18 protein-coding genes are annotated in these 15,179 nt (G+C 37.3%); 13 read left to right on the top strand and 5 right to left on the bottom strand.

The window, feature by feature from the left end:
• The first annotated feature begins 143 nt into the window (after nt 1–143).
• Together BM143_RS00570 and BM143_RS00565 are read left to right on the top strand one after the other, a co-directional pair.
• Entirely contained in the window at nt 144–974 is an 831-nt protein-coding gene (locus tag BM143_RS00570) for an NAD(P)H-binding protein (RefSeq protein WP_090021816.1), read from the top strand.
• 213 nt (nt 975–1,187) lie between these two features.
• Nucleotides 1,188–1,556, top strand: coding sequence for a winged helix-turn-helix transcriptional regulator (locus tag BM143_RS00565; protein ID WP_090021813.1), 369 nt, complete (start codon nt 1,188–1,190; stop codon nt 1,554–1,556).
• Between the two features lie 282 nt (nt 1,557–1,838).
• Here BM143_RS00565 and BM143_RS00560 read toward each other — a convergent pair whose 3' ends face one another.
• The 4 genes from BM143_RS00560 to BM143_RS00545 all read right to left on the bottom strand — a co-directional run bounded on the left by BM143_RS00560 (nt 1,839) and on the right by BM143_RS00545 (nt 4,620).
• Nucleotides 1,839–2,198, bottom strand: coding sequence for a hypothetical protein (locus BM143_RS00560; RefSeq protein WP_090021811.1), 360 nt, complete (start codon nt 2,196–2,198; stop codon nt 1,839–1,841).
• Nucleotides 2,195–2,386, bottom strand: a complete 192-nt coding sequence (locus tag BM143_RS00555) for a hypothetical protein (protein WP_072923960.1) — start codon at nt 2,384–2,386, stop codon at nt 2,195–2,197. The genes BM143_RS00560 and BM143_RS00555 overlap by 4 nt, the downstream gene beginning before the upstream one ends.
• 26 nt (nt 2,387–2,412) lie before the next feature.
• Nucleotides 2,413–3,729: a dihydrolipoamide acetyltransferase family protein gene (locus BM143_RS00550; protein ID WP_090021806.1), complete on the bottom strand. Its 1,317-nt coding sequence runs from the start codon at nt 3,727–3,729 to the stop codon at nt 2,413–2,415.
• Between the two features lie 63 nt (nt 3,730–3,792).
• Nucleotides 3,793–4,620, bottom strand: a complete 828-nt coding sequence (locus BM143_RS00545; RefSeq protein ID WP_034725363.1) for an SAM hydrolase/SAM-dependent halogenase family protein — start codon at nt 4,618–4,620, stop codon at nt 3,793–3,795.
• Nucleotides 4,621–4,757: 137 nt separating this feature from the next.
• Between BM143_RS00545 and BM143_RS00540 the strand changes: the two genes are divergently transcribed.
• The 5 genes from BM143_RS00540 (at nt 4,758) to BM143_RS00520 (ending at nt 9,034) form a co-directional block, all read left to right on the top strand.
• Entirely contained in the window at nt 4,758–5,714 is a 957-nt protein-coding gene (locus BM143_RS00540) for a PhoH family protein (protein WP_090021803.1), read from the top strand.
• 147 nt (nt 5,715–5,861) lie between these two features.
• Nucleotides 5,862–6,527 (top strand): porin family protein, encoded by a 666-nt coding sequence (locus tag BM143_RS00535; RefSeq protein WP_090021800.1) that lies wholly within the window; start codon nt 5,862–5,864, stop codon nt 6,525–6,527.
• Between the two features lie 145 nt (nt 6,528–6,672).
• Nucleotides 6,673–7,170 (top strand): hypothetical protein, encoded by a 498-nt coding sequence (locus tag BM143_RS00530; RefSeq protein ID WP_090021797.1) that lies wholly within the window; start codon nt 6,673–6,675, stop codon nt 7,168–7,170.
• A gap of 457 nt (nt 7,171–7,627) precedes the next feature.
• Nucleotides 7,628–8,290 carry an outer membrane beta-barrel protein gene (locus tag BM143_RS00525; protein ID WP_090021794.1) on the top strand — a complete coding sequence of 221 codons (663 nt, stop codon included), beginning with the start codon at nt 7,628–7,630 and terminating at the stop codon, nt 8,288–8,290.
• A gap of 87 nt (nt 8,291–8,377) precedes the next feature.
• Nucleotides 8,378–9,034 (top strand): porin family protein, encoded by a 657-nt coding sequence (locus BM143_RS00520; protein WP_090021791.1) that lies wholly within the window; start codon nt 8,378–8,380, stop codon nt 9,032–9,034.
• Nucleotides 9,035–9,105: 71 nt separating this feature from the next.
• Here the strand turns inward: BM143_RS00520 and ffh are convergent, their stop codons facing one another.
• Entirely contained in the window at nt 9,106–10,467 is a 1,362-nt protein-coding gene (gene ffh, locus BM143_RS00515) for a signal recognition particle protein (RefSeq protein ID WP_090021789.1), read from the bottom strand.
• Between the two features lie 189 nt (nt 10,468–10,656).
• Here ffh and BM143_RS00510 point away from each other — a divergent pair, with 189 nt between their 5' ends.
• From BM143_RS00510 to atpA, 6 genes are all read left to right on the top strand, one after another.
• Nucleotides 10,657–11,028, top strand: coding sequence for a hypothetical protein (locus BM143_RS00510; RefSeq protein ID WP_034725372.1), 372 nt, complete (start codon nt 10,657–10,659; stop codon nt 11,026–11,028).
• Nucleotides 11,029–11,087: 59 nt separating this feature from the next.
• Nucleotides 11,088–12,185: a F0F1 ATP synthase subunit A gene (gene atpB / locus BM143_RS00505; protein ID WP_090021786.1), complete on the top strand. Its 1,098-nt coding sequence runs from the start codon at nt 11,088–11,090 to the stop codon at nt 12,183–12,185.
• 47 nt (nt 12,186–12,232) lie between these two features.
• Nucleotides 12,233–12,427 (top strand): ATP synthase F0 subunit C, encoded by a 195-nt coding sequence (gene atpE / locus BM143_RS00500; RefSeq protein WP_002979108.1) that lies wholly within the window; start codon nt 12,233–12,235, stop codon nt 12,425–12,427.
• 85 nt (nt 12,428–12,512) lie between these two features.
• Nucleotides 12,513–13,010 carry a F0F1 ATP synthase subunit B gene (locus tag BM143_RS00495; protein WP_034725377.1) on the top strand — a complete coding sequence of 166 codons (498 nt, stop codon included), beginning with the start codon at nt 12,513–12,515 and terminating at the stop codon, nt 13,008–13,010.
• Nucleotides 13,011–13,012: 2 nt separating this feature from the next.
• Nucleotides 13,013–13,552 (top strand): ATP synthase F1 subunit delta, encoded by a 540-nt coding sequence (gene atpH, locus BM143_RS00490; protein ID WP_034725379.1) that lies wholly within the window; start codon nt 13,013–13,015, stop codon nt 13,550–13,552.
• Nucleotides 13,553–13,570: 18 nt separating this feature from the next.
• Nucleotides 13,571–15,148: a F0F1 ATP synthase subunit alpha gene (gene atpA, locus BM143_RS00485; protein WP_034725380.1), complete on the top strand. Its 1,578-nt coding sequence runs from the start codon at nt 13,571–13,573 to the stop codon at nt 15,146–15,148.
• Nucleotides 15,149–15,179 lie beyond the last annotated feature (31 nt).

The following is a 15,179-nucleotide window of genomic DNA, read 5'->3' as shown; positions in this document are numbered from 1 at the left end:
ATCTGAAAATATCTGCTGTAAAAAATAAGCTGATTAATAAGGACTGATTGAAAAGAACAGAATTAAAAGAGCGCTATACTCTATGATAGTTAAGCATAAAGCAGCATTCAATAGACATAGATTTGTATTCTAAATTAAAGAATATGAAAACAATAAATGGAAATATCCTGGTGATTGGTGGCGGTGGAAAAAACGGCCGCCGTGTGGTAAAGAAATTGAAAGCTCTCGGATATACCGTCTTTTCTACAGTTCGTGTAAAGGATGAAGTGAATGAAGATACCCGTTTTTTCGACTGGAATGATACCGCCTCCTATGGTCAGGCTTTGAAAAATATTGAAAGCGTATACATTGTACATCCGGATACCTCTATTCCGGGTGCGAAGGAACAGATAACGGAACTGGTCAACAGCATGGTTGAAAATTCCGTATCGAAAGCAGTTTTACTTTCAGGGCGTGGCCAGGAATCGGTGGAAGATTGTGAACGTATTTTGATCAGTTCACCGTTGAAATGGGCTATTGTACGGTCGGCATGGTTTAATCAGAATTTTAGTGAAGGACATTTTTTGCATGGCGTACAGTCCGGAGAGGTTACTTTCATGGCTGGCTCTGTAAAAGAACCGTTTGTGGACCTGGAGGACCTGTCTGATGCTGTGGTTGAATGTCTGACGAATGACAAACACGATGGTCAGATCTATGAAATAACGGGAAGTGAGTTATTGACTTTTGAAGAAGCTGTTAAAATGATTGGTGCAAAATTGAACCATACCATTCAATACAATTTTCTGGAAAAAGATGAATACAGAGAACTACTCATACAGGTTGGCCTTCCTCCATTTGTAGCCGGACATATGGCTGTTGCATTTGATGAAATTTTAGACGGGCGTAATGAAAGCACAGGCGATGGAGTTCAAAAAATCTTAGGCCGGAATCCCAAAAAATTCAATGAGTTTGTTCAGGCAAACGAGTTTAAGTAAAAGGTTAGAAGATGGGAGAGGGAGGATGGATGTTACTATTGGCTTTTAATTTCGAAGTAGTCTGAAAATAGTAAAAAGGATTTCAATAGTTTCTTTCACGTATTTAAGTTCCTTCTTCCAGCTTCAAACTTCCTTACTCATTAACTTTTCTCAGTCGGTTAAGTTTCTTACTTTTACTGTACATTGTAAATCTAAAACTTAAAAGACAAGCTTATGAAGGAAGAAGAACCGGGAAACTCCCAATGTCCATTAAACTCATCAAAAGTATTACTTTCTATCGGTGATGCGCTGGAAGCGGTCAATGGGAAATGGAGAATGAAAATCATTGCCGTTCTTCTGGATGAGCCTAAAAGATTCAGGGAAATATCAGTATTGATCGGTCAGATCACAGATCGGATGCTTTCTATTGAGCTTAAAAAGTTAGAAACAAACCTGCTGATCAGAAGAACGTCAATCTATTCAGCTCAGGCAGAATACGAGCTTACAGAGCACGGAAAATCATTAAAACCGTTAATTATGGAGCTGATGAATTGGGGTGAAACGCATAGAGGAAAAGTGATTGGCAGTTTGAAAGGAGAATAATAAGGCGTTTATTTATTTAACGCAAAGTTTGATTCAGATACTGCATACTTTAAGAAATACAAAGAAGGGAATCAATTGCATTGATTCGACTAAGCGGATGTTATATCAGGCAGCTTCATCAACAGCTGTGCGGCCATCTTTGCTTTGCCCGAACACATCAATCTTTGTGTGAAACAAAACATTTTCACAAATGCTTTAAGATTTAAAATTGAAAGATAGCAACATGATCATTAAAATAAAAAAGCTTCCTGGAGGAAGCTTTTTACTTTGTATGTGTGAGTATCAGGCGAATCCGAAAAGGAAAATACCTCCGATACCATAAATTAATAATAGAATAAGAATAAAAATAAGATTAATATTCCTGAGCATAAACTTCTTTTTGCTCTGCAGAATCACTGCTTCAATAATGATATAAAGAAGCCAGATGGCGTGGAAAATGGCCATAAATATTAGCAAAGCCACTACTTCCCACCCCTGTGATTCATTGATATTGATTAGAAAAACAAAACCAAGTGTTCCGATGATAACAACAGCAAGACGTATTAAAATGTGATTTTTAACATTTTGATCAGTGGGTTGACTGACCTTTTTTTCTTTGTCTTCCTGTTTGATTTCAAACAGCTCTCTCAGTTCCGGACTCATTCCTTTTGCTTATTGTAAAGTTTCACAAAGAACTGCAATACCCCGACAAAAGCAATCAGGTTTAAGATTCCGAATAATCTAAATAAGCCCATGGAGTAGAACTCAAAAAAACTGGATATAATTTGAACAAGATCAATAAGGATAATGACTCCTACTGAAATCATGGCAATTAATGTTGCGTTTTTCATGCTCTTATTTAGATTATAGGTTTGTTTTATATTTCTGTGTTCAGATCCCAGTTCTGAAGGTAGTCATGAACATGCTTAAGCATCATTCCACCTAAAGATCCATCTACTACTCTGTGGTCATAAGAGTGAGACATGAACATCAACTGACGGATCGCAATCACGTCACCATCTTTGGTTTCAAGAACTGCAGGCTTTTTCACGATAGCACCAATAGCTAAAATCGCTACCTGAGGCTGAGGAATAATAGGCGTACCCATAAGGTTTCCGAAACTTCCTACATTAGAAATCGTGTAAGTAGCCCCTTGTGTATCTTCAGGTCTTAATTTCTTGTTTCTCGCTCTGTACGCTAAGTCGTTGATCGCTTTAGCCAAACCTGAAAGAGATAACTGATCAGCATTTTTAATAACCGGAACGATAAGGTTTCCGTCTGGTAAAGCAGTCGCCATACCGATGTTGATATTTTTCTTCTTAATGATGTTTTCACCACTGATAGAAACATTGATCATAGGGAAATCCTGAATAGCTTTTACAATAGCTTTCACGAAAATCGGCATGAACGTCAGTTTTTCACCTTCACGTTTCTCGAAAATATCTTTATGCTTGTTTCTCCATTTTACAACGTTGGTAACGTCTGTTTCAATGAAAGAAGTAACGTGCGGAGCAATTTGTTTTGCTTTTACCATGTTCTCAGCAATGATCTTTCTCATTCTGTCCATTGGAATGATTTCATCGCCTGCGGCTGTAGAGATCGTAGAAACCGGTGCTGAAGCAGGAGCTTTTGGTGCTGCAGGAGCAGAAGCCTGTTGTGCAGGAGCTGCTTGCTGAGCCGGCTGGTTTCCTCTGTTGGAAACGTATGCTAATATATCTTCTTTTGTAATTCTTCCCTCTAAACCGCTTCCTTTGATAGTTTTCAGTTCAGCTTCAGAGATATTTTCCTGCTGTGCGATAGATTTTACTAACGGCGACAGGTAAAGATCTCCTGAGAATTCTACATTGGCTGCAGCCTGTAACGGCTCTTCAATGGTTTTTAACGTTTCAGTATCCGGAGCAGCTGCAGGAGCTTCTGTTTTCACTTCTTCTGATGCTGTATTTCCTCCTTCTCCTTCAATTTCTAAAATGGCAATGGCCTCACCAACTTTAGCAACCTCGTCCTTCTGTTTCAGGATTTTTACAATTTTCCCCGAAACTGGTGTCGGAACGTCTGAATCTACCTTATCTGTTGCAATTTCAACTACGGAATCATCCTCTTTTACATTATCACCTTCATTGAATAACCAAGTGATAATCGTCGCTTCCATAACACCTTCTCCCATGGAAGGAAGCAATAATTTGTATTCTGCCATTTTTAATTTTTAGATTTTGACAAATATATAAAAAAAATCGGTTTTTTTATGAAATATATAATCTTAGACAAATTCAACATAAATATTCTCGCCTACATTGAGTCCAAACAGGCTTTTAGCCCCGTTTTTCTTACTGCCTTTATAGATCGTAAGCTCCAATAGCTGACTGTCATTGAAGATCGCTGCCGACTGTCCGTGGAATTCCGTTTCCCTTTCCCAGTCCGAAACCACTTCCGTGTGACTTGAAAAGACCCGCGAAAGTGTTAAATTTCTGAATTTTATAGTGAAACCTTCATTGCCTTTGCCGGTGCTTTCAAAAAAGTCTTTACTGATATTTGAGATTATATTTCCGAAATTATCAATATAGGTGACTTCCCCAATGATCATCTTTTCAGATTCATTGAAAACGGGTTTCGGGAAAAGAAGTTCTTTGGCTGAATCTATCTTCCGTCCGATCACTTCAGGAAGGCCACCATTGGCCAAATGGACTGCCACCGGGACAAAAACATCCGTTGAAGTGAAATTCACAATATCATCAAAACGGGTGTTCAGCGTGATTTCATAGATCGCTTCCGGTTTAATGTCGAAAAATATCAGACCTAAAAGTCCGTTATCTGCCGCCAGAAAATAGGAGCCATCTGCTTTATAGAGTATATTTTTTCTTGATTTATGGTAAAAACTGTCTACAGACAGGATATGAATAGTGCCTTTAGGAAAATATTTATAAGCATTGCGTACGATATACGACGTCTGTATAAGGTTGAATGCCTGGATATCGTGAGATATATCAATAATATTCACCTTAGGGTTTAGAGACAGAACCTTGCCTTTCACAGCGGCGACTCTGTAATCTAAATGTCCGAAATCCGAAGTAAGGGTAATAATTGACATGAATTGGTAGTAGAATAAATAGTGTTTACTGCAAAGTTATCTAAAATAAAAAGAAAGCCCGAAAGATTGTCGAAAAGAATTGACAGAAATTTGAAAAAAAGCTTTAATTTTAAAATCTAATAAAAATAAAATACTGCATGTTTGAATTAACATATGATTTGGAAGATGTCGATGTAAAGACCTTCTATGGCGTTAATAATCAATATTTCAATTTGTTAAAATCAAGCTTTCCGACGCTTAAGATCACTGGAAGAGATCATTTCATCTTCGCGATGGGGAACCAGGAGGCTTTAGACATACTTAAACTAAAACTGGATGATCTCATAAAATTTATTTCCAAAAACAATTCTATTGCTCTGAAAGACGTTGAAAATGTCCTGAATATCAAAGATGAGAACGAAAAGCATTTGGTTTTCGATCAGGATATCATTGTAAAGGGAGTCAACGGAAAGATTATTAAAGCTAAAACCACCAATCTTAAAAGGCTGGTTAAAGAAACCGAGAAAAAGGATATGGTTTTTGCCATTGGTCCTGCAGGAACGGGGAAAACATACACCAGTGTGGCATTGGCGGCGAGAGCTTTGAGAGATAAGGAAGTGAAAAGAATCGTTTTGACAAGACCAGCTGTGGAAGCAGGAGAGAGCCTTGGATTCCTTCCCGGAGACCTGAAAGAAAAGTTGGATCCGTATTTACAGCCTTTGTATGATGCGCTTAGAGATATGATCCCTCACGAAAAACTGGAAGGTTTTATGGAGAAAAAGGTGATTGAAGTAGCTCCGTTGGCGTTTATGAGAGGTCGTACGCTTGACGATGCCTTTGTGATTCTTGATGAAGCACAGAATACCACTCATGCCCAAATGAAAATGTTTCTGACCAGAATGGGGATGAATGCCAAGTTCATCATCACCGGAGATCCAACCCAGATCGACTTACCACCGAAACAACAATCGGGGCTGAAGGAAGCGATGAGAATTCTGAAAGACGTTAAAGAAATAGGCTTTGTACACCTTACGGAAGAGGATGTGGTAAGACATCCGGTCGTGAAGAAAATTATTTTAGCGTATAACGAGGAAGATAAAAGGCTTAAAGATTAAAGCAGAAGAGAATATAAGTGTGTTTTGGGATGTTTTTTTCCTGTGAATTTTATAATTAGAACTGTTTGTTTGTGAGAATATTTTTAGCCACTATTTGGTGTTTTGAAAAAAAAAGCTAGTTTTACAGCCGAATACTAAAAATAACTCATGAAAAAAATTCTACTTATTGCAGCTGTGGCTGTACTAGGCGCCAACTTAAGCGCTCAGGAATTAAGATTCGGTCCTAAAGCCGGCTATTCTTTATCTACCCTTAAATTTAAAAGCAGCGGAGAATCAGAAAGCACAGATCCATTACATACTTTCTATGTGGGAGGTATGGTTGAATATAAAATCAGTGATAAATTTGGTCTGCAAGGGGAAGTTTTATATTCTCAATTAGGAGGAAAAGTGTCTAAAAGTGTTGAGGATGAAGACAATGAATTGATCAAAGTTCAAAACAAAATGACTTTCGGTACTTTATTGGTTCCTGTTTCTGCCAAATATTTCATCACTGAAGGTTTATCAGTTTCTGCAGGTGCGAGTTTCGGATATATCCTTACTGCAAAATCCAAAACGGTTACCGACATAAATTTTGGAGGACTAATCCCAGGATTAGAGCTTGGTGCTGATGATGAAACGGATATCAAAGACCAGACGAATACGTTTAATATTGCTCCTTTCTTAGGTGCAGAGTATGCGTTGGAAAACGGATTATTCTTTGATGCCAGATATAATATGGGAGTATCCAACTTAGCTAAAAATCCTGTGAATGGTGAGAAAACCACTAACAGCTTTTTACAGGTGGGTATCGGTTTCAAATTCGGAGGGAACTAATTCTTCAGAAGCTTAACGAAAAGATACAGAGCGGGACAAATTTTTGTCCCGCTTTTTTATTATTACGATAAATGTAATTTGTTAATTTTATGTTAATGAAGAAAATAATTATTAATTTTGTGGTATCAATCAAACTATTTAAATAATGAAAAAACTATTTTTACTAGGTGCTTTTGCACTGTTAGGAACTGTTGCACACGCGCAGGAAGGTTTTAAACTGGGAGGGCATATTGGTATTCCTGTAGGAGATGCCGGCGATGTATCTTCATTTACATTAGGCGTGGATGCTGCCTATATGTGGAACATTACAAAAGGTCTTGACCTTGGGGTTACCACAGGATATTCTCATTTCTTCGGAAAGGATAATTTTGATGATTTCGGGTTTATTCCTGTAGCGGTTTCCGGAAAATACAAATTCTCGGGAGCACCTATCTTTGTAGGACTGGATCTTGGATATGGGATTTCTGTAAAAGATGGGGTAGACGGAGGTTTCTATGCACAGCCTAAATTTGGTTACCAGATGAAAAAAGGTGAACTGTATTTAGGTTATCAGACGATCAGCAACAGACGTGACTATGGTTGGTATACTGCCAGCTGGAACGTAGGTGCTATTAATCTTGGATACAATTTCTTCCTTAAATAAGAAATATTAAGAATAATACATCAAACTCCGGCTTTTTAGCTGGAGTTTTTTTATTTGAATACCAATGAATATCTGATATGATTGGGTATTCCGGATGAATTTATGTCTTTAGCAGATTTTGGGAATGAATTTATCTCAAATAATAAACAATTGTTTAATTTTAAGACTAATCTATTAAATATTAACGTTTTAGAGCATTATCATTTACGATAATCAAAAATAAACATGAATTTAAAAGAAAATGGAAAATCCAAAAAGTTAAGTATATTTCACTCCTGTTGATAAATTGTAGATTTTTTATTCTAAATATTGTGAAAAAAACAATGCCTTATAATTAGTACGTTTTATTTTCGGAAAACACCAATGTTCATCAATGATATTAATCACGTTAACAAATTTTAATATTAGCCGGACCCACTGTAAATTTGCCGTCAGAAAGTATTAAAATTATTATAAAATGAAAAAATTAGTATTAGCTGGTGCAATTGCACTTTTCGGTTTATCTAATGCACAGATTGCAAAAGGTACTGCATATATTTCAGGACAAGTAGGTTATTCTCAAGAAGAGAACAACAATACTGACAAGAAAATTGAAAGCTTCAAAGTTATCCCTACTGCAGGTTATTTCGTAGGAACTAACTTAGCTGTTGGTTTAGGAGTAGGTTACAAAAATGACAAAACTACAACTAGCGTAACTAACTCTTTTGGAAACACTACAGTAGTTACTGAAAACGAAGGTACAACTTCTGCATTTGTTGTAGCTCCTTTCGTAAGAAAATACTGGACTATTGCTGACAAATTATACATCTTCGGTCAATTAGAAGTTCCTATGGAATTCGGTACTGAGAAAAACGAAGTTAACGCAACTGCAACTACAGGGTCTACTACAACTAGTACATCTACATCTACTAAAGCTAACTACACTTCAATCGGAGTTAACATTAAGCCAGGTTTAGATTATTTCTTGAACAAAAACTGGAGCATTGAAGCTACTTTTGGTGAATTCGGATACAACACTTCTAAATTTGATGTTGATGGTGCTAAAAGCGTAAACAACTACAAGTTCGGATTGAATTTATCAGCTGTAACTTTCGGAGTTAAATATGTATTTGCTAAGTAATTAACAAAGCATTTATCAAAATAGAAAGCCCTAAGATTTATTTTAGGGCTTTTTTTACCACTAAAAATAAAATTTTTAATAATAATCATGAAAAAAATCTTATTGGCATCAGCACTTGCTTTCTTTGCAGGTATGAATGCGCAGACAAAATTTGGTGTAAAAGCAGGTTATGCTTCTTCTAAACTGAATTCTAACGAAAACAGTATTGAATTTGGAGGAATTTCAGGGGATTTGAAATCAAAATCCGGATTCTATGTAGGGGCTTTGGTTGAGCACAAACTGAATAGTAAATTTGCTCTTCAGGGAGAAGTGGAATATGCTAATTTAGGAGGAACAGCAAAAGTATCACTGCCAGGAGGAGTTTCTGTAACTGAAAAATTAAACTTCAACAGAATTGTAATTCCTGTATCCGCAAGGTATTATGCAACTCCGGAATTGGGTATTTATGCAGGTCCATATGTGAGTTTTAAAACCAATACAACGGCAAAAATCGAAGTGAGTGGGGTAATGTCTAATCCACAAGGGATCAGTGCAGGAGAGGAATATCTTGAAAAAGCGTTCAATGATAATTTAAAATCTACAGATTTCGGACTTTTCTTTGGAGCTGATTATAACGTATACAAAGGATTATTCGTAGATGCACGTTACAGTTTCGGACTGACGAACATGATCAAAGATCCTGTAAACGACGAAAAATTGAAAATGAATTTCTTCCAGATCGGATTGGGATACAAATTCAAATAAGATAAAATAAAACAAAAAACTCTCAGAATTTCTGAGAGTTTTTTTATGTCTTGTTGTGGCTGAAAGCTTTATTATTTGCCCATCATTCCGCCCATTCCAGGCATATTTGGCATCTTGCTCATCATCTGCATCATCTGTTTTCCCTGAGGTCCCTGCATCATCTTCATCATTTTCCCCATTTGCTCAAACTGCTTCATCAGCTGATTCACATCTTCGATTTTTCTTCCTGCTCCTTTTGCAATTCTCTGTTTTCTCTGGGTATTGATGATAGAAGGTCTTCTTCTTTCGTCAGGTGTCATAGAATAAATAATCGCTTCAATGTGTTTGAATGCATCATCGCTGATCTCAACATCTTTGATGGCTTTTCCAACCCCCGGAATCATTCCCATCAGGTCTTTCATATTACCCATCTTCTTGATCTGGTTGATCTGCTTAAGGAAATCATCAAAACCAAATTCGTTTTTAGCGATTTTCTTGTGTAGTTTCTTAGCTTCTTCTTCATCAAACTGCTCCTGAGCTCTTTCTACTAAGGAAACTACGTCTCCCATTCCTAAGATTCTGTCTGCCATTCTTTCCGGGTAGAAAAGATCTAAAGCTTCCATTTTCTCACCGGTAGAGATAAATTTGATCGGTTTTTCAACTACAGAACGAATCGTCAAAGCAGCACCCCCTCTTGTATCACCGTCTAATTTCGTCAGAACAACCCCGTCAAAGTTCAGCGCATCGTTGAATGCTTTCGCTGTGTTTACAGCATCCTGACCGGTCATGGAGTCTACTACGAATAAAGTTTCCTGAGGTTTGATGAAGTAATGTACAGATTTGATCTCGTTCATCATCTGCTCGTCAATTGCAAGACGCCCTGCGGTATCCACGATTACTACATCATGACCGTTTGCCTTTGCGAAAGCAATCGCGTTTTCAGCAATGGTAGAAGGATTGGTAGAACCTTCCTCTGTAAATACGGGAACTCCGATCTGGCCTCCCAATACTTTAAGCTGGTCAATAGCAGCCGGACGGTAAACGTCACAGGCAACCAACAAAGGCTTCTTGGTTCTTTTTGTCTTTAAATAATGAGCCAGTTTTCCGGAGAAAGTCGTCTTACCAGAACCCTGAAGACCGGCAATAAGGATTACGGATGGTTTTCCTGAAAGATTGATTCCTTCCTGAGAACCTCCCATCAGATCCACTAATTCGTCGTGAACGATTTTCGTCATCAGCTGTCCCGGTGTAAGGGAAGTAAGAACGTTTTGTCCTAAAGCTTTATCCTGAACTCTTTTGGTAAGATCTTTTGCAACTTTATAGTTAACGTCGGCATCTACCAGCGCTCTACGGATTTCCTTTACGGTTTCCGCTACGTTGATCTCTGTGATTTTTCCGCGTCCGGAAATATTATGTAGAGCCTTGTCTAATTTATCCTGTAAACTATTAAACATATTTATTGTAAATTATAGGTTTGCAAAAATAAGGAATTTTTAGCATATGCAAAGTGTTCGGACACGTAATATTATATATATAGAAAAAATGATAAAAATCAAATCGTATGAAAATACGATAGAAAAAGTCTATTTTTGCGATCAGTTAAAATAAACCTCATAGAAACCGAGGTTGAAAATAAGTTTATAATGAAATTAAATCCTAATATCTTAGTTACGGTATTATTCTTTTTAACATTTCTGATCCATTTTTCCCTCTGGAAATTTGTTTTTCACTTAGATGAGATTATTATTGTTAAATTTTATCTTTTTTTAAGTGTAATGTTTATGCTGATGATTACAATGATTGTTTTAATTAATAGAGTAGTGCCGGAATTTTTAGGGCTGTCTGTGATTGGTTTGATCCTTTTAAAATTCGGTTTAATGTACTTAATCAGGAAGAAATTGAACTTTGAAGTGATTCCAGGCTATAAATTTCATTTCATTATCCCTTATTTCGTCCTGACCACGCTGCTTACCTACTATGCGATTAAGCTGATTAATCATGACAAAAAACAGTAAAATTATTTATTGAAAATAGAAAAAATATTATATTTTTGCACAACGAAAAAAACCTATCAATGTTTAAGAAATTCGCAGTTTTATTCTACAGTATTTTTGTATTAAACTTAGTGTCTGCACAGCACGGTGAGGCTGCTGCCGGAACAGCTCCAGCACAAGAGCTTTCAGAAAAAGACAAAACAAGTAAAGAAAACAAAGAGTTCATCGATCATCACTTGTTGGATGCTCACGACTTTACATTGATGGTGGATAAAGATGGTCACCACATCGGATTCCCTCTTCCTGTTATTTTTTATGACAATGGTATTCACTCTTTCATGAGTAACAAAGAAGGTTTCATGCACGGTGAGCCAACAGAAGTAGATGGTTCTTTCTATACATTACACCACGAAAAAATTTATAAGACAGATGCAGCAGGAACTTTAACGCTTGGAGAAGATGGTCATCCAACCAACGAAAAGCCTTTAGATCTTTCTATCACGAAGAGTGTACTTATTCTTTTATTAGTATCTGTTTTCATGCTGGTATTATTTGCAGGAATGGCTAAGTCTTACAAGAAATCAGTAGTTCCTACAGGAGCAGCAAGATTCCTGGAGCCGTTAATCATTTTCGTAAGAGATGAAGTAGCGATCCCGAACATTGGACATAAGTATAAAAGATTTATGGGTTACCTGTTAACGGTATTCTTCTTTATCTTATTCCTTAACGTGTTAGGATTAATGCCTTTCGGAATCAATGTTACAGGTAATATTACCATGACATTCTTCCTTGCAATCCTTACGTATTTAATCACGACGTTCTCTGCTAACAAAGATTACTGGAAGCACATCTTCTGGATGCCGGGAGTACCTGTGCCAATGAAGCTGATCATGTTACCAATCGAATTGTTAGGAACGATTACTAAGCCTTTCGCTTTGATGATCCGTCTTTTTGCCAACATGACGGCAGGACACATCGTAGTAATGAGTTTGATCGGACTGATCTATGTGTTTAAGAACTTCGCAGCTGGTGTTGCATTCCCGTTCTTAACGTTAGTAATCTATTTATTGGAAGTACTGGTTGCATTCCTACAGGCTTATATCTTTACAATGTTATCAGCTTTGTTCATCGGAATGGCAGTACAGGAGCACGAGCACGAACATCATGCAGCTCACTAATTGAAAGTGTAAATTAAAGTAAAACAAATTTTTTAAAATTATATATTATGGAAATCCCTAAAATTGTAGGTGCTGGTATCGTAGTACTAGGTGTAGGTATCGGTCTTGGTAAAATCGGAGCTGCTGCTCTTGAAGCTATCGCTAGACAACCTGAGCAATCTGGAAAAATCCAAACAGCTATGCTTATCGCTGCTGCACTTGTTGAAGGTGTTGCGTTTGCTGCTCTATTCGCAGTAAACTAATTAAAATCAAACCATTACCCGTAACGGTTGGTTACAGGTAATGGTTTTTAAGAAAAAAAGTAATAATTATTTATACATTTATATAATGGAATTAATTCACCAGTTTTCATCAGGATTATTTATTATCCAGTCTGTTATTTTTCTAGCATTATTATTTTTGTTAGGCAAATTTGCCTGGAAACCTATTTTAAAATCGATCAATGACAGAGAAACTTCTATTGTTGATGCTCTTAATCAGGCTAAATTGGCAAGAAAAGAAATGGAGACTTTAAAAGAGGATAACGAAAGAATTATTCGTGAAGCTAAAATCGAAAGAGATGCTATCCTTAAAGAAGCGAGAGAAATTAAAGATAGAATCGTAGGTGAGGCTAAAGATGCAGCTAAAAATGAAGGCGACAAAATGATTGAAGCAGCTAAGCAAACGATCCAGACTGAGAAAAATGCTGCTATGGCAGACATCAAAACTCAAATCGGTGCTTTATCTGTAAACATCGCTGAATCTATCCTTAAGCAGAAGTTGGATAACAACGAAGCTCAAAACGAATTAGTTCAAAATTATTTAAACAAATCTAACCTTAACTAAGAATGCTTACATCTAAAGTAGCTAAAAGATACGCACAGGGACTGATTGATTTCACCAATGAATCAGGTCAGACAGCTGCTGTATTTTCTGAAATGAAAGATGTAGTGAAGATCATGTCTCAATCTGCGGATTTGAACAAGTTCTTCGGTACGCCTTACATTGATGCAAAAAAGAAAATAGAGGTAGCAGACCAGATCTTTAAGGATTTTTCAGTTTCTTCGCAGAACCTGATCAGACTAGTGATCAAGCACGGACGTGTGAACCAGTTGAAAAATATTGCTCAGGAGTTCATCAATAAGGTAGAAGATATCAACGGGGTACAGAGAATTACTCTTACTACAGCGACTCAGCTTTCTCAAGAGAACCTTGATCAGATCTTAAGATCTACCAATCTGGTAAAAGCAGATTCAAACTTTGATCTTAATGTAAATGTGAAGCCTGATATTTTAGGGGGTTACATTTTAAGAGTAGGTGATCAGCAGATCGATGCATCTGTGAAAACCAAATTGAATCAGATTAAAAAAGATTTTCATTTAAATTAAGAAAAAAACAACCATATAATGGCAGAAATAAATCCGGCAGAAGTATCTGCGATCTTAAAACAACAGTTGGCCAACTTCGACACTCAATCTAACGTTGAGGAAGTAGGTACAGTTTTAACCATCGGTGATGGTATTGCTCGTGTATACGGGTTAGAAAATGTACAGTACGGTGAGTTGGTTAAATTTGCTAGTGATGTAGAAGGTATTGTACTTAACCTTGAAGAAGACAACGTAGGTGTTGCTCTACTTGGGGAAAGTAAATTAGTAAAAGAAGGAGATACAGTAAGAAGAACAAACAGAATCTCTTCTATCAAAGTAGGAGAAGGAATGTTAGGAAGAGTAGTAGATACTCTTGGTAACCCTATCGATGGTAAAGGTCCTATTACTGGGGATTTATACGAAATGCCATTGGAAAGAAAAGCTCCTGGAGTTATCTTCAGACAGCCGGTAACTGAGCCTTTACAAACAGGTATCGTTGCGATCGACTCTATGATCCCTGTAGGAAGAGGTCAGAGAGAGCTTATCATTGGTGACAGACAGACAGGTAAAACTACTGTTGCGATTGATACGATCATCAACCAAAAAGAATTCTTTGATGCAGGTCAGCCTGTATATTGTATATATGTTGCGATCGGTCAGAAAGCTTCTACCGTAGCACAAATTGTTAAAACTCTTTCTGATAAAGGAGCTTTAGCATATACTGTAATCGTTGCGGCTAACGCATCAGACCCGGTTCCAATGCAGGTATATTCTGCAATGGCAGGTGCATCTATCGGTGAGTTCTTCAGAGACTCTGGTAGACCAGCATTGATCGTTTATGATGATTTATCCAAACAAGCGGTAGCTTACCGTGAGCTTTCTCTACTATTGAGAAGACCACCGGGACGTGAAGCTTATCCTGGAGACGTTTTCTATCTTCACTCAAGACTATTGGAAAGAGCAGCGAAAGTAATTGCTGATGACAATATCGCGAGCCAGATGAACGACTTACCTGAGTCTTTAAGACCAATCGTAAAAGGAGGAGGTTCATTAACTGCCCTTCCAATTATCGAAACTCAGGCTGGTGACGTTTCTGCGTATATTCCAACGAACGTAATCTCTATTACAGACGGACAGATCTTCCTGGAGTCTGATCTATTCAACTCAGGGGTTCGTCCTGCGATCAACGTAGGGATCTCTGTATCGAGAGTAGGAGGTAACGCTCAGATCAAATCAATGAAAAAAGTGTCTGGTACTCTTAAATTAGACCAGGCTCAATATAAAGAATTGGAAGCGTTCGCTAAGTTCGGTTCTGACCTTGATGCTTCTACTTTAGCAGTAATCTCTAAAGGAGAAAGAAACGTAGAGCTTCTTAAGCAGCCGGTAAACTCTCCGCTTCCTGTAGACAGTCAGGTAGCTATGATTTATGCGGGTACTGAGAACTTAATGAGAAACGTTCCTATCAAAAAAGTAAAAGAATTCCAATTAGAATATATTGAGTTCTTAAGATCTAAGCACCCTGATACAATGGCGGCTATTAAAGCGGGTAAAATCGACAACGATATTACAAGCGTTCTTAAGCAGGCGGCTAACGACTTAGCATCTAAATATAACTAAAAAATTCAATGTTTAAGGTTTGAAGCTGGCC

It is taken from the genome of Chryseobacterium oleae (genome assembly GCF_900115055.1).
GTDB classification, from domain to species: domain Bacteria; phylum Bacteroidota; class Bacteroidia; order Flavobacteriales; family Weeksellaceae; genus Chryseobacterium; species Chryseobacterium oleae.
This window is presented reverse-complemented; position numbering and strand designations above follow the sequence as displayed.